This window comes from Paraplanobispora siamensis (assembly GCF_016863175.1).
In the GTDB taxonomy this organism is placed as follows: Bacteria; Actinomycetota; Actinomycetes; order Streptosporangiales; family Streptosporangiaceae; genus Planobispora; species Planobispora siamensis.
Genome location: NZ_BOOJ01000037.1, coordinates 66,708 through 84,666 on the forward strand (window position 1 = coordinate 66,708; position 17,959 = coordinate 84,666).

General features: G+C 72.5%; 15 protein-coding genes. 4 read left to right on the top strand and 11 right to left on the bottom strand.

The window, feature by feature from the left end; translation table 11 throughout:
• Nucleotides 1-19: 19 nt before the first annotated feature.
• From Psi01_RS23370 to Psi01_RS23400, 7 genes are all read right to left on the bottom strand, one after another.
• Complete coding sequence (locus tag Psi01_RS23370) at nucleotides 20-658, bottom strand: single-stranded DNA-binding protein (protein ID WP_204066214.1); 639 nt, start codon at nucleotides 656-658, stop codon at nucleotides 20-22.
• Nucleotides 659-815: 157 nt separating this feature from the next.
• Nucleotides 816-2,465: a GTP-binding protein gene (locus Psi01_RS23375; RefSeq protein ID WP_204066215.1), complete on the bottom strand. Its 1,650-nt coding sequence runs from the start codon at nucleotides 2,463-2,465 to the stop codon at nucleotides 816-818.
• 88 nt (nucleotides 2,466-2,553) lie between these two features.
• Entirely contained in the window at nucleotides 2,554-5,016 is a 2,463-nt protein-coding gene (locus tag Psi01_RS23380) for a dynamin family protein (RefSeq protein WP_239127952.1), read from the bottom strand.
• Complete coding sequence (gene cobA / locus Psi01_RS23385; protein WP_204066216.1) at nucleotides 5,013-6,245, bottom strand: uroporphyrinogen-III C-methyltransferase; 1,233 nt, start codon at nucleotides 6,243-6,245, stop codon at nucleotides 5,013-5,015. The genes Psi01_RS23380 and cobA overlap by 4 nt, the downstream gene beginning before the upstream one ends.
• Nucleotides 6,246-6,459: 214 nt before the next feature.
• A complete protein-coding gene (locus Psi01_RS23390; protein ID WP_204066217.1) occupies nucleotides 6,460-7,650 on the bottom strand; it encodes a nicotinate-nucleotide--dimethylbenzimidazole phosphoribosyltransferase in 1,191 nt (396 codons plus the stop codon).
• A gap of 30 nt (nucleotides 7,651-7,680) precedes the next feature.
• Nucleotides 7,681-8,508: a sirohydrochlorin chelatase gene (locus Psi01_RS23395; RefSeq protein ID WP_204066218.1), complete on the bottom strand. Its 828-nt coding sequence runs from the start codon at nucleotides 8,506-8,508 to the stop codon at nucleotides 7,681-7,683.
• 108 nt (nucleotides 8,509-8,616) lie between these two features.
• On the bottom strand, nucleotides 8,617-9,804 hold the full coding sequence (locus Psi01_RS23400) for a bifunctional cobalt-precorrin-7 (C(5))-methyltransferase/cobalt-precorrin-6B (C(15))-methyltransferase (protein WP_204066301.1): 1,188 nt from the start codon (nucleotides 9,802-9,804) through the stop codon (nucleotides 8,617-8,619).
• Between the two features lie 213 nt (nucleotides 9,805-10,017).
• Here Psi01_RS23400 and Psi01_RS23405 point away from each other — a divergent pair, with 213 nt between their 5' ends.
• Both Psi01_RS23405 and Psi01_RS23410 read left to right on the top strand, forming a co-directional pair.
• Nucleotides 10,018-10,437, top strand: coding sequence for a DUF2795 domain-containing protein (locus Psi01_RS23405; protein ID WP_204066219.1), 420 nt, complete (start codon nucleotides 10,018-10,020; stop codon nucleotides 10,435-10,437).
• Nucleotides 10,437-11,513 carry a baeRF2 domain-containing protein gene (locus Psi01_RS23410; protein ID WP_204066220.1) on the top strand — a complete coding sequence of 359 codons (1,077 nt, stop codon included), beginning with the start codon at nucleotides 10,437-10,439 and terminating at the stop codon, nucleotides 11,511-11,513. Before Psi01_RS23405 ends, Psi01_RS23410 begins: the two co-directional genes overlap by 1 nt.
• 161 nt (nucleotides 11,514-11,674) lie before the next feature.
• Here the strand turns inward: Psi01_RS23410 and Psi01_RS23415 are convergent, their stop codons facing one another.
• Genes Psi01_RS23415 through Psi01_RS23425 form a run of 3 tightly spaced genes read right to left on the bottom strand, consistent with a single transcriptional unit; the run spans nucleotide 11,675 to nucleotide 14,531 of the window.
• Nucleotides 11,675-12,298 carry a LutC/YkgG family protein gene (locus Psi01_RS23415; RefSeq protein WP_204066221.1) on the bottom strand — a complete coding sequence of 208 codons (624 nt, stop codon included), beginning with the start codon at nucleotides 12,296-12,298 and terminating at the stop codon, nucleotides 11,675-11,677.
• Complete coding sequence (locus tag Psi01_RS23420) at nucleotides 12,295-13,734, bottom strand: lactate utilization protein B (protein WP_204066222.1); 1,440 nt, start codon at nucleotides 13,732-13,734, stop codon at nucleotides 12,295-12,297. The genes Psi01_RS23415 and Psi01_RS23420 overlap by 4 nt, the downstream gene beginning before the upstream one ends.
• Nucleotides 13,731-14,531 (bottom strand): (Fe-S)-binding protein, encoded by an 801-nt coding sequence (locus Psi01_RS23425; protein WP_204066223.1) that lies wholly within the window; start codon nucleotides 14,529-14,531, stop codon nucleotides 13,731-13,733. Before Psi01_RS23425 ends, Psi01_RS23420 begins: the two co-directional genes overlap by 4 nt.
• Before the next feature lie 76 nt (nucleotides 14,532-14,607).
• Here Psi01_RS23425 and Psi01_RS23430 point away from each other — a divergent pair, with 76 nt between their 5' ends.
• Nucleotides 14,608-15,306 carry a FadR/GntR family transcriptional regulator gene (locus Psi01_RS23430; RefSeq protein WP_204066224.1) on the top strand — a complete coding sequence of 233 codons (699 nt, stop codon included), beginning with the start codon at nucleotides 14,608-14,610 and terminating at the stop codon, nucleotides 15,304-15,306.
• A gap of 25 nt (nucleotides 15,307-15,331) precedes the next feature.
• Here the strand turns inward: Psi01_RS23430 and Psi01_RS23435 are convergent, their stop codons facing one another.
• Nucleotides 15,332-16,789 (bottom strand): sulfatase family protein, encoded by a 1,458-nt coding sequence (locus Psi01_RS23435; protein WP_239127953.1) that lies wholly within the window; start codon nucleotides 16,787-16,789, stop codon nucleotides 15,332-15,334.
• Between the two features lie 132 nt (nucleotides 16,790-16,921).
• On the opposite strand from Psi01_RS23435, the gene Psi01_RS23440 reads away from it, so the two are divergent.
• Nucleotides 16,922-17,956 (top strand): LLM class F420-dependent oxidoreductase, encoded by a 1,035-nt coding sequence (locus tag Psi01_RS23440; protein ID WP_204066226.1) that lies wholly within the window; start codon nucleotides 16,922-16,924, stop codon nucleotides 17,954-17,956.
• Nucleotides 17,957-17,959 lie beyond the last annotated feature (3 nt).

A 17,959-nucleotide genomic window follows, 5' to 3' on the forward strand; every position in this document is an offset into this window, starting at 1 on the left:
CCGTCGGCCGCGCCCGACCTCAGGCCGCCGCCTCCGCGCCGCCCGGCCACGGCGTCTCGTCCTTCGCCGTCCATGCGAGCACCTCGCCGCCCTCACCCTCGCTCTCGGCGTCGGCCTGGTCGTCTCTCTCCGTGACCTCCGCCACGACCTCTCCTTCGTGGATCCCCATGACGTCCTGCCGCTCCGCCTCGCCCGGTGAGCGGAGCGCCGCGGGGTCGGATCCGCCCAGAGCCCAGTCGTGGGTCTCCCGGTCGAGCTCGTCGCGCTCCTCGCTGCCCAGCGCCGGAGCGGCTCCGCCGCGCTGCGGTCTGCTGAAGCTGCCCAGCCCCCAGCGCAGATCGTGTCCGAGCGAGCTGGCCTCCACCTCCGCCATGAACCGGCGCTCCCCCTCGTGGACGAACTCCCGGATGCGCAGCCGTCCCTGGACGACGACCGGCTGGCCGGTCTGAACGGACTGGGCGACGTTGTCGGCGAGCCCTCGGAAGCAGCGGATCCCGAAGTAGGTCGTCTCCCCGTTGCGCCACTCCTGGATGCGCCGGTCGAAGTAACGGCTCGTCGAGGCCACCCTCAGCGAGGTGACCCGTGACCCGTCGGGAAAGGTGTGCTGACGCGGCGGGGCTGCGACGTTACCGGTCAGCGTGACGTAGATGTCGTTCATCGTGCCTCCCATGAGAGCGGGCGGGCTGCCCGCGCTGTGAAGACACAGTGGCCCGTGCCGCATCCGGCACGGGCCACCGAACCACGCTCTGTGGATGACCTCCCGCGGACGCCCGGGGGCTGTGGACGACCACGCCCCGGCAGGTCCGATCGGGGAGTCAGCCCCGCACGCTCCTCATCGCTCCGTAGAACTCGTTGTAACGGGCCAGCTCGCGCTCGACGGGTTCGATCACCATGCCCTCGGCGACCGAGCCGATCCTGCGGCGCATCTCGCGCTCGAGACGCTCGCGCTCGTTCGCGGCCCCGAGGACCACGACGTTCCTGGCGGCCACGGCAGTGAGCACTCCCAGGCCCAGCACGGAGGCCATCATCAGCCCGACCCACGGCAGGGAGGCCGCGTCGCCGAACATCTCCAGGCTCTCCGGCAGGGTGCCGATCTCGAACACCCCGTAGGCCAGGGCCGTACCGACCCAGACGAGACCGGCGACGAACAGCAGGACCAGCAGGTACTGCCAGACCAGCAGCAGACGCCACCATGCGGGGACCCGGTCCAGAGAGGGGGCCACCTCGGTCAGCTCCTCCGAGAGCACCTGCGGCAGCTGGGCCGAGCGGGAGCGCGCGGCGTCCCGGACACCGTTCTGCCAGGCCTCGTGCATGCCGGTGGTGAGCCCGTCGGCCAGGGCCTGGATCGCGTTGTCCACCTCGGCGGGCTGCGCGCTGACCGAGCCGCCGGTCAGGCCGCGGATCTCGTCCTTGAGGTCGCCCAGGCGCAGGCTGCTGAGCGGGTCGGGGCGGAGCTTCTTCGCCCAGCGGGCGTACGGCCAGCCGACCCACTCCACGGACCGCACGCCGTACACGTTCTCCATCGCCTCGCCGACGGCGGGCACGCCGACGGCGTCGCACAGCGCGTCGGTCAGGCCGATCCTGCGGGCGTCGTCGATGGCGGCCGGCGGAGGCGGGGCGTCGTCGTCGGGCATGATCTTGCCCAGGCGCCGGGTCAGCCGGTCGAGGTCGGCCTCAAGACGCTGGATCGCGGCCCGGCGCCTGGCCACGGTGTCGGCCAGGACGACCTTGAGGTTGTCCACGCCCTTGCCCGTGACCGCGGAGGTGGTCACGATGACGGGGTTCTCGACGCCCTCGCGGCGCAGCAGGTCGTCCAGGTCCGTGACGCACTCGGCCAGTTCCTCCGGGGCCAGCCGGTCGGCCTGGTTGAGCACGAAGACCGTCACCGTGTCGTGCCCGGCCAGTTCGGTCACGTAGCGCCGGTGGGTGGAGGCGTCGGCGTACTTCTGCGGGTCGAGCACCCACACCACCAGGTCGGCGACCTGGATCAGCCGGTCGGCCTCGGTGTCGGTGAGGGCCCGGATCGAGTCGTGGTCGGGCAGGTCGAGCAGGATCAGCCCGTGCAGCCGGCTCTCTCCCTTGTCCAGCGCGCTGGCCCTGGCGAACCGGTGCCGCCACTGGATCTGCAGCCAGTCGAGCAGCGGCCCGGCGCCCTCCAGGCCCCACACGCAGGCGTGGGTGCGGGCGGTGGTCGGGCGGCGCACGCCGGTCGGCGACAGGTCGAGACCGGAGATGGAGTTGAACAGCGACGACTTGCCGCTGCCCGTCCCCCCGGCGAGGGCGACGACCGTGTGGTCGGAGGAGAGCTTCAGGCGGTCGCCGGCGCGCAGCAGCAACTGGCCGGACTCGGTGAGGAGTTTGGGGTCGACCCTGCCCGGTCCGAGTTCCACGATCCGGGTCAGCGCCGCGAGCCTGCTGCCGAGGCCCTGGCGCGTCTGGGGGGTGCCTATGCCTACGGTGGTCATCGGTCGCCTGCCACTCCTTGTTCCTCGCACACCGCCGTACCGGGGGCACGTACGGCGCGCACCGCGCTCGCCGCGTCGGGCTCGCTCCTCATCGGGCAACCTCGAGGTTGTACGTCGCCTGGTAGAGACGGGTGGCGGCGGCCTCGTCGGGGATGCCCGCGCTGTCGAGAGCGTGGATGTAACGCGACGTCTCGTCGTCGAACAGCATGCCGATCCGGGCCCGCAGGTCGCTGCGCGCCTTGGCGGCGATGTTCCGCAGGGACTCGGCGCCGAGCAGCGCGTGCAGCAGCCGCTGGGGCAGCGCGCCCTTGCCCGCGGCCTCGACCTCCGTGGTGCCGTACCCCAGCAGCCCGATCGCGAAGATCAGGGCCAGGGACTCGACGTCGAAGGAGACCAGGCGGGCCACCGTCCGCTTCGTGACGCCCTCGGTGCGGATGAGCTGGACGATGTGCTCCTGCCAGGCGGCGACCGTACGGCCGGCGCGGCGCACGAAGTCCTCGGACGGACGGCCCAGGCCCGGCGTGGCGGCCAGCGTCTCGCCCGCCCCCGGGCGGTTGAGCCAGCGCGCCACCACTTCCTCCGAGGCCCGCTGCGCGGCCGAGACGATGACCGACTCCAGGGCGGTCCGCAGGGCGGTCTTCAGCGCGCTGAGCCGTTCGGGGCCCTGGTGGCTGGCCTTGCCCGCGAACCGGCCGGGCCGGCGCAGGTGCAGGGTGCGCATGAGGTCGCCCGACCCGGTGAAGTCCTGCCACCTGGCGAGCACCTCGCCGCGCAGCAGCGAGCCGTTGCCGGCGGCCTCCTCGATCTCGACCATCGCGGCGGCGTAGGCGGTGTCGACGTCGCGGCGCAGCTCGGCCCTGAAGGCCACCTGGGCCTCCAGGTGCCTGGCCAGGGCCGGGACCCGCGTCCTGAAGCTGTCGAGCACACCGGTCAGCGTCGACTGCACGGCCTGCGTCCGGCGCTGGTCGTCCACCGACAGCTCGGCCAGCCAGAGCCGCAGCTCGGTGACCTCGTGGTCGGGCAGCATGCCGTCGGTGACCTTGCTCTCGTTGATCACGAACCGCTCGACCTCGCCGAGGCCGTACTCGGTGAGCATCCGGACGAAGTGCTTGGTGACCACCTCGCGCGACTTGGGCGGGACGCGGGACAGCACGATCGCCAGCCGGGCGCCGCGCTCCTTGGCCAGCCGCAGCAGCCTCCAGGCCGGGGCGTCGGCGTAGCGGGCGGCGGTGGTGACGAAGATCCACAGATCGGCGGCGTCGAGCATGCGGTGCGCGATCTCGTGGTGGGTCTCGACGACCGAGTCGATGTCGGGGGTGTCGAGCAGCGCCACGCTCTGCGGCAGGCGCTCGGTGGAGACCAGGACGAGCCCGTCCGTCCCGGTCTTGTGGCTGGGCGCCTCCAGCCGCTCCAGGCCGCCGAGCAGGTCGCCCTTGGCGAACCACTCGTAGTCGTCGGGGTGGCAGGCGAGCACCGGGGTGGCGGTGGTCGGGCGGCGCACGCCGGTGGCGCTGACCCGCGCGTTGGCCAGTGTGTTGAGAAGCGTGGACTTGCCCGCCCCGGTGGAGCCCGCGACGACGATGAGCGCCGGCGCGGTGCTCATGTGGATCCGCGGGATCACGTAGTCGTCGAGCTGCGTCAGGATCTCGGCCTGGGCCCGCCTGGCCTCCTCCACCCCCGGGAGGTCCAGCCCGAAGCTCAGTCCGGTGACGCTCGCCCGCAGGGCCGCCAGGGCGTTGGTCAGCGCCTCGGAGACCTCGTCGGGCACCGGGGTCTCACGGACCCGCGTCCCGTCGGAGGCCGCCGCGGTAGGCCAGAAGCCGTCCTCGTCCTCGTCGTCCTCCGCCGGATCGGCGTCCTCGCCGGAGGAGGCGTCGTCATCGGCGGCGCCGGAGCCGTCCTCGCCGGAGTCGGCGGGCCGGATCGACAGCTCGGGGTTGGCGTCCCCGTCCGCCGGGGCGTCGTCGTCCGAGAGCTCGGCCTCGCCGGAACCGGAGCTCTCGCCGGCGCCGGAGTCCTCCTCGCCGGGCTCGCCGGATTCGACGGGCCGGATCGACAGCTCGGGAGCCTCGTCGTCCCGGCCCGGAGACCCGGCGTCACCGTCACCGTCATCGGAATCCCCGTCGTCCGCGGCGGCCGGCCGGATCGACAGCTCGGGAGCCGCGTCGTCATCCGAGGGCTCCTCGTCCGAGGACTCCGCCTCGTCGCCCTCATCCCCCGGATTTCCTGCGTGGGCGGCGACATCGTCACCACCGCCGGGGGCGGCGGCGTCACCGTCCTCCCCGGGAGCGGCGGGGGACGCCTCGTCGTCCTGCACGGACTCGTCCTGCTCGTCATCCTGCACGGACTCGTCCCGCTCGTCATCCTGCACGGACTCGTCGTCCTCGACCGAGACCACGTCGTCGTCGCGGATGGCGCGGAAGGCCACGGTCTGCTCACCCAGGGACTCCGGGTGCTCTTCGGGCGCGCCGCCGGACGCCTGCGGGGAGGCGTCGCCGAGCCGGGGGTCGCCATCGCCCGGATGTGCGGGCCTGTTGGCAGCCGATTTCACGGAACCCGCTCCGCTCGAACCATCTCGACCTCCTGGCCGACCTTCACGACGTCGCCGACGATCACGATCGCCGGTGGCCGAATCCCAGCCGCGGTCACGCGCTCCGCCACATCGGTAAGCGTGGCGTAAAGAGCTCGCTGCGTGGGAAGAGTACCGTCCTGTACCACCATTACGGGAGTTTCCGGCGAACGTCCTTCGCGGATCAGCGTCTCGGCGATCACCGCGATCCGCTCGACCGCCATCATGAGGACCAGGGTTCCGGCGGAATGCGCCAGATTCGACCAATTCACGGTGGATGCTGGGTCGCCCGGCGGGACGTGCACCGAGATCACGTGGAACTCCTGGCTGACGCCCCGATGCGTCACCGGCACCCCCGCCGCGCCGGGCACCGCGACCGGGCTGGTGATCCCGGGCACCACGACGACCGGGATGCCCTCGCGGGCGCAGGCGAGCATCTCCTCGCCGCCCCGGCCGAAGACGAACGGGTCGCCGCCCTTGAGCCGGACCACGAACTTGCCCTGCTTGGCGTGCTCGACCAGCAGCTCGTTGATCCGCTCCTGGGCCATGTAACGGCCGTAGGGGATCTTCGCCGCGTCGATCAGCTCGACGTCCGGGGGCAGTTCGTCGAGCAGGGCCTGCGGGGCCAGGCGATCGGCGATGACCACGTCGGCCTGGGCGAGCAGCTGCCGCCCGCGGACCGTGATCAGGCCGGGGTCGCCGGGGCCGCCGCCGACCAGGGCGACGCCGACCGGCTTGGTACGGCTGCGGCGGGCGTCGACCGTGCCGTCGCGCAACGCCTCCACCACGGCGTCCCGGATCCCGGCGGCCCGCTGCGGGTCGCCGCCGGCGGTGATCGCCACCCCGATCTCGCCGACCCGCCCGCTGGCCGGGGTCCACGCGGCCGAGGCGTCCTTGTCGTCGGCGCGCACGCACCAGATCCGCTTGGCCTCCGCCTCGGCGGCGATCGCGGTGTTCACGGCTCTGTCGTCGGTGCAGGCCTGCACCAGCCAGGCGCCGTCCACGTCTCCCACCTGGTACGGCCGGGCCTCCCAGGTGACGCGGCCGCTCGCGATGAGGTCGTCGAGCGCGTGCGTGACGCTGGTCGAGACGATGGTGACCAGGGCTCCGGCGTCCAGCAGGGCCGGCACACGCCGCTGGGCGACGCGGCCTCCCCCGACGACGAGCACCCGCCGCCCGGAGAGGCGCAGACCGAGCAGGTAGGGCGACATAGCGACAGATCTCCTGTTCGCGACGAACGGTGAAGCAGGGCGTGTTCGGAGGTAAACCTACCGGCTTGCAGGACGCCGTTTGATGTCACTGTGTTAACAAGCTTGACATCATCACCACCCTGAAGAGGCGAAATCATGTCAAGCCGTATCCACCTGGTGAGATCGCGGGCCGGCCGTCTTCCGCGCACGGGAGCCGGCCCGCGACCCGGCCGGGTCAGACCTCCTTCTCGCTGACCCCCGCCGAGTCGAACGTCGCCACCTCGTGCATGACCCGGACCGCCGCGCACACCAGGGGGTGGGCGAGCAGCCCGCCGGTGCCCTCGCCGAGCCGGAGCTCCAGCTCGACCAGGGGACGCAGGCCCAGGTGCGCCAGCGCGAGGGCGTGCCCCGGCTCGGCCGAGCGGTGCCCCGCCACGCAGTGGTCGACTACGTCGGGTGCCAGCGCCGCCGCGGCGAGAGCCGCCGAACCGGAGATCACGCCGTCGAGGATGACCGGCACCCGCAGCGCGGCCCCGCCCAGGATGAACCCGGCGATGGCCGCGTGCTCCAGCCCGCCGACCGCCGCCAGCGCCCGCAGCGCGGGCGAGGCCTCCGGCCCGCCCGTCCCCGGGGCGGCCACGGCCTCAGACCCGCCATCCGGTCCGTCCGCCGCCGGGGCGGCTACGACCCCCTCGCGGTCCGGCCCGTCCGCCCCTGCGGCGGGTACGGCCGGCCCGCCTTCCAGGCCGTTCACCCGCAGGGCCCGGCGGACGACCTCCACCTTGCGGGCCAGGGTGTCGTCGTCGACGCCGGTCCCCCGCCCGGTCGCCCCGGCGGCGTCCTGTCCGGTGAAGGCGCAGATCAGAGCGGCCGAGGCGGTGGTGTTGGCGATGCCCATGTCACCGGTGATCAGGCAGCGGGCGCCCCGCTCGACGAGTTCGCGGGCCACCTCGATCCCGGCCTCCAGCGCCGCCACGGCCTGCTCGACGGTCATCGCGGGCCCCAGGGAGAGGTCCGCGGTGCCGTGGGCGACCTTCCTGATCGTCAGGCCCGGGGCAGCGGGGAGGTCGGCCGCGACGCCGACGTCCACGACGGTCACGGTGGCCCCGATCTGGGTCGCGAAGGCGTTGGCCACGGCGCCGCCGGCCAGGAAGTTGCCCACCATCTGCTGGGTGACCTCCTGCGGCCAGGGGCTCACGCCCTGGGCGTGCACGCCGTGGTCGGCGGCGAAGATCGCCAGTGCGGCCGGTGCGGGGACGGGCGCGGGGCTGACGCCCGCGGCCCCGGCCAGCCGTACCGCCACCTCCTCCAGGACTCCCAGCGCGCCCCGGGGTTTGGTCAGCCGGTCCTGGTGGGCTCGGGCCTCCGCGACGGCTCCGGGGTCCCGGGGCCGGATCTCGGCGATGGTCCGCTCAAGAGTGATCATGCCACCAGTGTCCACGAAGGGCCGGGCGGATCACCAGGCGGCGGCCCTGAGCGCCTCCTCGTAGCGCTCGATGACCACGTCGGCCAGGGCCTCGCAGTCCCCGATGGCCTCGGCGCAGCGCACGTCGAGGTCCGGGTGACCGGCGGCGTAGGACATGGCCTGGGCCCAGACCCTGTCCAGCAGGCCCCCGGCGAACAGCAGGTAGGGCACGACGATGACGCGCTTGGCGCCCAGGCGGCGGCAGCGCTCGATGCCGCCGGGCACGCCGGGCGGGGTGAGGGAGGCGAAGGCCGTCTCGACCGTCATGTAGTCGTGGGCGTGGGTCTCCCAGAACAGGCGGGAGACCCGGTGCACGTCGGCGTTGGAGGTCGGGCAGGTGGAGCCGTCGCCGACCAGCACCACGGCGGTCTCCCCGGGCTCGACCCCCTCGGGCTCCTCCTCCAGCGGGCCCCCGGACGCGGCCACCAGGCGGAGCCTGGGGACCTCGGTGGCGGCGTCGGCCAGCCGCTCGGCGAGCAGGGCGAGGACCCGGGGGTCGGATCCCAGCGGGCGGCCGTAGTCGCAGGTGAGCATGGGGTGGCGCTCCTGCTCGCGGGCCATCGCGGCGGGGATGTCGGCGCCGAGGCGGGTGTCGCCGGTGAGCATCAGCGGCAGCGCCACCATGCGGTGGTGGCCGCGTGCGACCAGCGAGGCGATCGAGTCACTGAGACGCGGCCTGGCCCGGGCGATGTATCCGCCGGAGACGTCGGCGGCGGTCCGGTCCAGGCGGCATCGGAGCCTGTGGACGAACCTGCCGAACTCGGCCGATCCGTTGTCATCATGCGAGCCCTGCCCGATGAGCAGCAGCGGCGGCTTCATAGAAAAGGACTCCAATGACCTTGACCTGGTGTTACTCAGCGGCGCCTCGCGAGAATAGCCGATGACGGTGGCTTGGCGACAGGTTACGGATCCACAACATTCATCCGCTCATGGTTTGGACTCACCCGAACGCGATCGGGAAGAGTGCACGACGAAGACCGGATCGGCGGCGGCCAGACCGTGGGTTCCGTCGGGATGCAGGACCAGCCGGGATGACTGGATCTGCACGCCTTCGGCCTGATAGCCGTGCCGGCGCAGGATCTCCAGCACCGTGACGACCTGCTCGACGGTCCGCAGCGCGCACACCAGGACCCTGGGGTTGCGGGCCGCGCAGACCTCGACCACGTCGGCCCCTCCCCCGCCGACGAAGACCGCGTCCGGGTCGGCCAGCGGCTCCAGGGCCGGCGGCGCCTGCCCGCGGGTCAGGGCGACCTTCACGCCGTGGGCGATGACGTTGCGGCGCAGCCGGGCGCAGGACTCCTCCTCGCGCTCCACCGCCACCACGGCCGCGCCGAGCCTGGCGCACTCCACCGCGATCTCTCCCGAGCCCGCGCCGACGTCCCAGACGAGGTCGCCCAGCCGGGGGCCGATCTTGGCCAGCACGAAGGCCCGGACCTCGGGGCTCAGCCCGCCGCCGTCGAAGTCCAGCGCCCACTCCGGGGGTCCCGGCCGGGCCCCGGCGACCCAGCCCGGCTCGTACGGCCGGTGCAGCGGGTCCAGCACGAGCACCACGTCGGGGTCCTTCCACGGCCGCGTGGTGGCCTCGCCCATCCGGCTGTGCGTGATCCGCTCGTCGGGCCCGCCGAGGTCCTCGCAGACGATCAGCGCGCGGGGCGTGGTGGGGGCCAGCTCTCTGGCGATCTCGGCCGGGCCGATCCCGGGGCCGACGAGCACGGCGACCTTGTGGTGGGCGCGGCAGGCGTTCACCACCCGGTCGAGCCGTTCACCGGTGACGACGAGGGCGTCCTCCCAGGCCAGCCCGGCCTTGGCGAAGGCACGCGAGGCGAGCGGGAGCGCGGGCAGCACTTCGGGCATGACGCCGTGCCCGCGTAGCTCCTTGACCACGTCGAAGAAGCCGGGATCCCCCTCGGCGAGCACGACCAGCCGGCCCTCGCCCTCCTCCAGGTGGGCGTCGACGACCTCCAGCAGCGGCCCGTCCAGCCGCCTGGCCCTGACGGGCGCCGGGCCCAGCCGGCGGAAGGCCCGCTCCGGTCCGGTGACCGCGACGGCCTCGTCCAGTCTGGCCCGCGCGACCGCGGACAGTTCCGATCCGTCCACCCCGACCACTGTGATCATCGTGCTCACCGCCCTCGTCTCCAGAGTGACGGCTCAGCGCGGATCAGACCAGGTGCGTGCCCTGCTTCCCTGGGGATTACGGCTGGTGCCGTAATCGATCTCGTAATGCGCCGGTCAAGGCTGACCGTGCGGAGGCAAGCCCGCGTAACCACGATGTTTGTCACCGATCGGCCGGGTATGGGGGCAATCACCTGTGTGAAAGGGGTGACGACCATGGAACGCGGAAGCGCCAAGCACGGCTCGCGTCTGGACGATCAGCAGAAGCACGAGACCGAGGGGATGACCCGAGGCGGAGGCACCACCCACGCGGAGGAGTGGAAAGAGCCCGAGCCCATGCCCGCGGTGGCGGAGGACAGCATGACGCGATCCCCGTCCCGGCCGGCCGACCGCGAGCCGGGCACGCCGATCGGCATGACCCCTTATGACGTGGAGCGCCGCGGCAACCTCGCCAAGTGGATCAGCGGGACCAGCGTGTTCCCCGCCGACCGCGACGCCCTCCTGTCCCGTGCCGAGATGGAGGGCGCGCCCGATCCGGTCATCGAGGAGCTCCGGTCGCTGCCGAACGCCACCTACACGAACATGGCGGAGGTGGCCGAGGCGCTCGGGTACGGCAAGGAGGAGAGGAGGCAGTAATGAAACTTGACGCCTTTCAGTACCTGTATGAGCGTCAGGGGCCCTTCGCATCGGTCTACCTCGACACCAACCGCGCCATCCCACAGGGCGAGCAGGAGGTCGAACTCCACTGGAAGGCGGCGGCCGAGCGTCTGGAGGGCGCCGACAAGGCCACGCTCCAGGCGCTCGAGGCTCTGATCACCTCCGTCGGCGCCGCGGCGCCCGGCCGAGCGGTCTTCGCCGCCGACGGCGAGGTCCTCTACACCGAGGCCCTGCCCGACAAGCCCCGCAGGGAGACCACCCGCTGGTCCCCGCTGCCGCACCTCATGCCGTTGCTGGCCCAGCGGGGCGAAAACGTGCCCCATGTGCAGGTGCTCATCGACCGCGCGGGCGCGGACGTGATCGTGGTCGGCGCGGGGGCGCCCCGCCGTACGGAGGTGCAGCCGGCCGAGGACTGGCCGCTGCAGAAGACGGGCAAGGGCGGCTGGTCCCAGCGGCGTTACGAGAACAGCGTGGAGAAGGCCTGGGAGCACAACGCCAAGATGGTGGCCGAGGAGGTGGACCGGGAGGTCCGCCGCACGGGCGCCGAACTGGTGATCGTGGCGGGGGACCCGAAGGCGGTGCCCCTGCTCAAGTCGCATCTGGGCCATGAAGCCGCCGAACGCACCGTGGTGGTGGAGCACGGCAACCGGGCCGAGGGCAGCGATCCCACGATGTTCGGCAAGGAGGTCGAGGCGACCGTCGACGAATGGCTCGACCGCCGCCGTGCCCAGCTGCTGGAGCGCTTCGGGGAGGCTCTCCCCCGGGACCTGGCGGTCACCGGCCTGGACGCCGTCGCCAAGGCCTTCCGGGAGAGGAGGGTGGACACTCTGCTGATGGTCGACGACTCGACCGCCGACGGCATGATGTGGATCGGGCCCGGAGGGGACCAGCTGGGGCCCGACCCGGAAGAACTGCGCACGTGGGGCGTGAGCGAACCCGTGGAGGAGCGCGCGGACGCCGCTCTGGCCCGGGCGGCCGTCATGACGGACGCCCAGCTGATCTTCGTGCCCAAGCTCGACACCCGGGACGAGGTCGCCGCACTGCTCCGCTTCTGACCGGGGCCCGCGCCCGGGCGCCCCGCGATCGGCCGCGACGCCGGTCAGAACGCTCCTGGCCGGGCTCCGCTCCCGGCCGGGTCCGTTCTCGTGCGGGTCCGTTCTCGTACGGAATCGTTCTCGTACGGAATCGTTCCTGTGCGGCCCCGCTCCCGTACGGCTCAGCGGATGACGATCACCTCCAGCGTGCGCGGGCCGTGCACGCCCTCGACCCGGTCGAGTTCGATGTCGCTCGTCGCGGACGGGCCGCTGATCCAGGTCAGCGGCCTGGCCGGGTCGAGCGCGGCGACCGCCTGCGGCACGCCCGCCACGATCTGCCCGGCCCTCACCAGGCAGAGGTGGTAGTCGGGCATCAGGGTCAGGGCCCTGCGTCCCTGGCCCGGCCCGGCGTCCAGCACGATCGTGCCGGTCTCGGCGACGCCGGCCGCGCATCCGGTGACGACCCCGTCGACGGCGTCCAGCTCCGCTGCCGACAGCGGCGGGTCGTCCGTCACGACCTCGCACCCCGGGTGGTCCCGCACCGCCCGCTCCCACTCCTGCGGCAGCCCGCCGGGCACGACGACGCGGCGGGCCCCGCGCCGGGCCAGCGCCTCGGTGATCACGGCGTCCTCCTTGCCCGGGTCGACCACGTGCACCACGGCCCGGTAGTCGGCCACCCGCTCGGCGAACAGCCCGATCTCCCGTCCGGTCGCGGCCGCGGCCGGGCGGGAGGGGACGAGCGGGACCTGCGGCGCCCCGGCGACGGCCGTACGGATCCTCGCCAGGATGCGTTCGCGGGAGTTCACCGGGTGCTTCCTTCGGTGCGGTCCCACCAGTCGCGGAAGGACTCGGCGGGGATGTCGGGGATGTCGCGGGTGTCGGTCCAGGCGGCTCCGGGGCCGGGCAGGCGGCCCGGCACGAACCTGCGCAGCCGGCCGCCGAAGCGCTGGGTGCGCGCCAGCCGTACCGGGCGGTCGAAGATCCATCCGGCGGCGCGCATGGCCAGGCGTTCGGAGCGCGGGTGAGGGGCCTTGGCCCGCAGGTGGACCAGGACCTCGGGGATGTCGATGGCCACCGGGCAGGCCTCGAAGCAGGCGCCGCACAGGGACGAGGCATAGGGCAGGGAGGCGTCCAGCTCCGAGATCCCGCGTCCGTGCGAGGCGGGGGTCGCGCGGGTCATGCCGTGCAGCTGCGGCGTGAGGATGGCCCCGATCGGTCCGGGATAGACCGATCCGTAGGCGTGGCCGCCCACGCGCTCGTAGACCGGGCAGACGTTCAGGCAGGCCGAGCAGCGGATGCAGCGCAGGGCCTGCCGCCCGACCTCGTCGGCCAGGACGTCGGTGCGGCCGTTGTCGAGCAGGACGAGGTGGAACTCCTGGCCCTCGGCCGCGCCGGTCCAGGTGGAGGTGTAGGGGTTCATCCGCTCGCCGGTGGAGGAGCGCGGCAGCAACTGGAGGAAGACCTCCAGGTCCTGCCACCTCGGCAGGAGCTTCTCGATGCCGACCACGCTGATCAGCGTCTCCGGCAGGGTCAGGCACATCCGCCCGTTGCCCTCGGACTCCAGCACCACCAGGGTGCCGGTCTCCGCGATCATGAAGTTGGCGCCGGAGATCGCGACCTTGCTGGACAGGAAGCGCTCGCGCAGGTGGAGCCGGGCGGCCTCGGCCAGGGCGCGGGGCTCGTCGGTCAGGTCCTCGGGCGCGGCCCGGCCCCACTCCGCCATCTTCTCGCGGAAGATCTCACGGATCTCCGAGCGGTTGCGGTGGATCGCCGGGACGAGGATGTGCGAGGGCCAGTCGTCACCGAGCTGCACGATCAGCTCGGCCAGGTCGGTCTCGTAGGCGGTGACCCCCCGCTCGGCGAGGGCCTCGTTGAGGCCGATCTCCTGGGTGGCCATCGACTTGACCTTGACCACCTTCGTCTCGCCGGTCGCCTCGACCAGCTCCGCGACGATCCGGTTGGCCTCCGCGGCGTCGGCCGCCCAGTGCACGCGGCCGCCGGCCCTGGTCACCGCCTCCTCCAGCTGGAGGAGATAGCGGTCCAGGTTGCGCAGGGTGTGGTCCTTGATCTCCTTGCCCGCGGCGCGCAGCTCCCCCCAGTCCGGCAGCTCGCCGACCACGGCGGCCCGCTTGCCGCGGATCGTGCGGGTGGCCTTATGGAGGTTGAACCTGAGCTGCGAGTCGCGCACGGCCGCCGCGGCGTTGCCGGGGAAGGCGGGCATGCCCAGGAAGGTGCCGCTCATCGCGCGCCCCCCGCCCGGCCGCCGGTCGCCTCCCCGGCGGGGAACGGCGCGTCCTGCTCGGTGGCGGCGAGGATCTCGGCCAGGTGCATGACCCCGACCCCGGAACGCTGGCGGCCCAGGGTCCCGCCGATGTGCATCAGGCAGGAGTTGTCGGCGGCGCAGAGCACCTCGGCGCCGGTGGCCATGACGTTGTGCACCTTGTCGGCGCACATGGCGGCCGAGACCGCCGGGTTCTTGACCGCGAAGGTGCCGCCGAAGCCGCAGCACTCCTCCGCGCCGGGCAGCGGCACCAGCTCCAGGCCCCTGACCTCGCGCAGCAGCCGGGCGGGACGGTCGCCCAGGTGCAGCCCGCGCAGCGAGTGGCAGGTCGGGTGGTAGGTCACCCGGTGCGGGAAGTAGGCGCCGACGTCGGTCACCCCGAGGACGTCGACCAGGAACTCCGACAGGTCGTGGACCTTCGGCGCCACCTCGGCCACCTCCCGCTCGAAGGCCGTCTCCCGCTCGGAGGCCGCTGCGGCGGCGCGGGCCAGGCGGGGGTACTGCTCGCGGACCATGGCGGCGCAGGAGCCCGAGGGCGCGACCACCGCGTCGTATCCGGCGAAGACGTCCACGAAGCGGCGGGCCAGCCGGGTCCCCTCCTCGGGGTATCCGGTGTTGACGTGCATCTGGCCGCAGCAGGTCTGCTCGCGCGGGAAGTCGACCTCGCATCCCAGGCGGCGCAGCAGCCTCACGACCGCCCGTCCGGTTCCGGGGAACAGCGTGTCGTTGACGCACGTGATGAACAGGGCGACGCGCACGGCGCTCCTTCCGCTCAATGGTCAGACCACAGTATGGTCAGACCATACGTCGCCACAAGCCACCGGAGGAGACCTCATGGGATGGGAGCCGGTCCGGCGCACCCGCGCGTTCGAGGACGTGATCGCCCAGATCGAGCGGCGCATCGCGGACGACGGGCTCACGGTCGGCGACCGGCTGCCGGGCGAGCGGCAGCTCGCCGAGCAGCTCCAGGTCAGCCGGGCCTCGGTGCGCGAGGCGATGCGGGTGCTGGAGACGCTGGGCGTGATCTCCTCGCAGGCCGGGCGGGGCCCGGACGCGGGGGCCGTGCTCACCTCCCGCCCGGCGGGGGCGCTGGCCGACCTGCTTCGCCTGCACGTGGGCCTGTCCAGCCTCTCCATGCGCGAGGTGGCGGAGACCCGGATGATGATCGAGCAGTGGGCGGTACGGCACGCCGCCGGGCGCGCCTCCCCCGAGCAGCTGGAACGGCTGCGCGAGGCGATCGGCCGCATGGAGCGCGCCGCGACGCCGGAGGAGTTCGTCCTGCACGACGCCGAGTTCCACCTCACCGTCGCCGGGCTGTCCGGCAACCGCCTGCTCGCCGCGACGATGCAGGCCCTGCGCGTGACGGTGCGGACCTACGCGGTCCAGGCGGTGCACCGGCTCGGGACCACCGACCTGCTCATGGACGACCACCGGAAGATCTACGAGGCGATCGCGGCCGGCGACCCGGAGGCCGCGGCCACGGCGATCGCCGGCCACCTGGCCCGCGCCTATCCCGGGGACGGGCCGTCCTGACGGCCCCCGCCGGCCGGACCGGGCCTCATCCCAGGTCGGGCCCCCAGCCGGGCGGCGGGACGGGGAAGGAGGGCGGCGGCGCCGCGTCGGCCGCCCGGCAGGAGGCGCCCGAGCAGGAGACCAGGGCGTCGAGCTGACGGTCGAACTCCTCGATCACGGACGGTGCCACCCGCCCGGCGAGGTTGTGCAGCTGGTAGGGGTCCGTGCCGAGGTCGTAGAGCTGGTACTCGCCGGTCTCGTAGCGCACGAAGGTGTGCCAGGCGGTGCGCATCGCCCGGTAGGGCGGGACCGGGGTCTGGCGGGCCGAGTCCTCGTCCTGGGGGCGGTTGAACTCGATCAGCACGTTCTGCCGCCATCCGGCCGGGACCCAGCCGCGCAGCAGGGGCAGCAGCGAGCGCCCCTCCACGAAGTCCGGCACATCGGCCCCGGCCAGATGGGCGAAGGTCGGGGCCAGGTCCACGGTGGAGGCGACCTCGCCGATCACCCCGCCGGGCTCGATCCCGGGCCCCCGCACGGCCATCGGGACCCTGACGGCCTCGTCGAAGGGCGTGGTCTTGCCCTGGGCCAGCCGGTGCTCGCCCAGGTGGAAGCCGTTGTCGGAGCCGAAGAACAGGTAGGTGTCCTCCAGCTTGCCCGTCGCCCGCAGGGTCTCCACCAGGGAGCCGACCAGGTCGTCCACGCCGAGCATCGCGCGCAGCCGGTCGCGGTACATCTCGTCGATCTTCGCCTTCGTCCCCTCGCCGAACCTCTCGCGCGAGCGCAGCCACTCGGGCTCGGCGGAGAGGTCCTCCTGGTCGAAGGAGGGGCCGCGGGGCGCGGTGAGCCAGGAGAAGGCCCCGGCGTGGCGGGGGGCGTGGTTGGCAGGCAGGTGCGGGGCGACAGGCGTCAGATAGAGGAAGAACGGCTCGCTCCCCTGGGAGACGAAGGCGTTGGCCTTGGCGCTCAGCACGTCGGTCAGATAGTCGCCGGCCGCGGAGCCGTACTCCTTGAGCGTGCCGTTCTCGTTGAGCGTGTAGTCGTACTCCTCGTACAGGCGGCGCACCGGCACGTCCCACTCGTCCCAGCCCGGGGGCACGTAGGTGGGCGGAGCGGCCCCGCCCGGATAGTGGTTGAGGTATTTGCCCATCAGGGCCGTGCGGTAGCCGGCCTCCTGCATCCACACCCCGATCGTGGAACGTTCCAGATCGGAAGTGTGGAAACTGGTGAAACCACCCTCGGGCGCCGTGTTGGTCAGAACGCCGTGACTGTGGACGTACTGGGAGCGCAGGATGGAGGCCCGGGAGGGGCAGCACCAGGAGTTGGGGACGAAGAACCGCTCGAACGTGCTCCCGGCGCTGATGAACTCGTTCCAGATATTCGGAAATTTCTCCAGATCTCCGGTTCCCAGGTCATCGGCGAGGATCAGGATGATGTTCGGCCGCTCCCTCATCTGCGCCACCGCGGGAAGGGCTCCCTGGGCCCCGAGCAGGAGAAGGAGTGACACGCACAGCACCTTGCGGACAGCGTTCAGCACACGTTGACGTTTCCCCAAAGGCGGATCGGCAACACACCATCCTCGACCAAATAGATAGAACGTGTTCTAATTGCAGGGCCGTACCCGTACGAAGGGGCCCATATGAGCACCGACCTGAGGCTTGGCCTGAACCTCGGCTACTGGCAGCGCGACGCCGTCGACGCCACCGAACTCGTCCAGGCGGCCGAGCGGCTGGGATACGACTCCGTCTGGACGGCGGAGGCCTACGGCAGCGACGCCTTCACCCCCCTGGCGTGGTACGGCGCGCGGACCTCCCGCATCAAGCTGGGCACCTCGGTGGTGCAGCTGTCCGCCAGGACCCCGACGGCGACCGCGATGACCGCGATGACGCTGGACCACCTGACCGGCGGCCGGCTGATGCTCGGCGTCGGCGCCTCCGGGCCGCAGGTGGTCGAGGGCTGGTACGGCAGGCCGTTCGGCAGGCCGCTGGCCCGCACCCGCGAGTACGTCGAGATCATGCGCAAGGTCTGGCGCCGCGAGGAGCCGGTGACCAGCGACGGCGAGCACTATCCGCTCCCCCTGCCGCCGGGGTCCGGCGACGGCGTCACCGGCCTCGGCAAGCCGCTGAAGCTCATCACCCACCCTCTGCGCCCGGAGATCCCGCTCTACCTGGGCGCGGAGGGGCCGAAGAACGTCGCGCTGGCCACCGAGATCGCCGACGGCTGGCTGCCGCTGTTCGTGTTCCCGGAGAAGATCGAGCGGATGTACGGGCCGTCGCTGGCGGGGGCCGGCCCGGACTTCGACATCGCGGCCATGGTGATGACCGTGATCACAGACGACGTCCGGGCCGCGCTGGACGGGGTGAAGATGATGCTCACCCTCTACATCGGCGGCATGGGGGCCAAGAGCCGCAACTTCCACGCCGACATCATCGGCAGGATGGGCTACGCCGAGGCCGCCGAGGAGATCCAGGCGCTCTATCTGTCCGGGCGCAGGGACGAGGCGTTCAAGGCCGTCCCCGACGAGCTGGCCGACGGCATCTCCCTGCTCGGCCCGCCCGGCCGCATCCGCGAGCGCCTGGAGCTGTGGCGCGCGAGCCCGGTGCGCACCCTGCTCGTCATGGGCCCCCACGACGAGCCCTCCCTGAAGGTCATCCGCGACCTCGTCCTGGGCTGAGGC

Coding starts and splice junctions, on each gene's coding strand:
- Psi01_RS23370 (WP_204066214.1), bottom strand. CDS start 658: ATGAACGACATCTACGTCACGCTGACCGGTAACGTCGCAGCCCCGCCG.
- Psi01_RS23375 (WP_204066215.1), bottom strand. CDS start 2,465: ATGACCACCGTAGGCATAGGCACCCCCCAGACGCGCCAGGGCCTCGGC.
- cobA (WP_204066216.1), bottom strand. CDS start 6,245: ATGTCGCCCTACCTGCTCGGTCTGCGCCTCTCCGGGCGGCGGGTGCTC.
- Psi01_RS23390 (WP_204066217.1), bottom strand. CDS start 7,650: ATGATCACTCTTGAGCGGACCATCGCCGAGATCCGGCCCCGGGACCCC.
- Psi01_RS23395 (WP_204066218.1), bottom strand. CDS start 8,508: ATGAAGCCGCCGCTGCTGCTCATCGGGCAGGGCTCGCATGATGACAAC.
- Psi01_RS23400 (WP_204066301.1), bottom strand. CDS start 9,804: ATGATCACAGTGGTCGGGGTGGACGGATCGGAACTGTCCGCGGTCGCG.
- Psi01_RS23405 (WP_204066219.1), top strand. CDS start 10,018: ATGGAACGCGGAAGCGCCAAGCACGGCTCGCGTCTGGACGATCAGCAG.
- Psi01_RS23410 (WP_204066220.1), top strand. CDS start 10,437: ATGAAACTTGACGCCTTTCAGTACCTGTATGAGCGTCAGGGGCCCTTC.
- Psi01_RS23420 (WP_204066222.1), bottom strand. CDS start 13,734: ATGAGCGGCACCTTCCTGGGCATGCCCGCCTTCCCCGGCAACGCCGCG.
- Psi01_RS23430 (WP_204066224.1), top strand. CDS start 14,608: ATGGGATGGGAGCCGGTCCGGCGCACCCGCGCGTTCGAGGACGTGATC.
- Psi01_RS23440 (WP_204066226.1), top strand. CDS start 16,922: ATGAGCACCGACCTGAGGCTTGGCCTGAACCTCGGCTACTGGCAGCGC.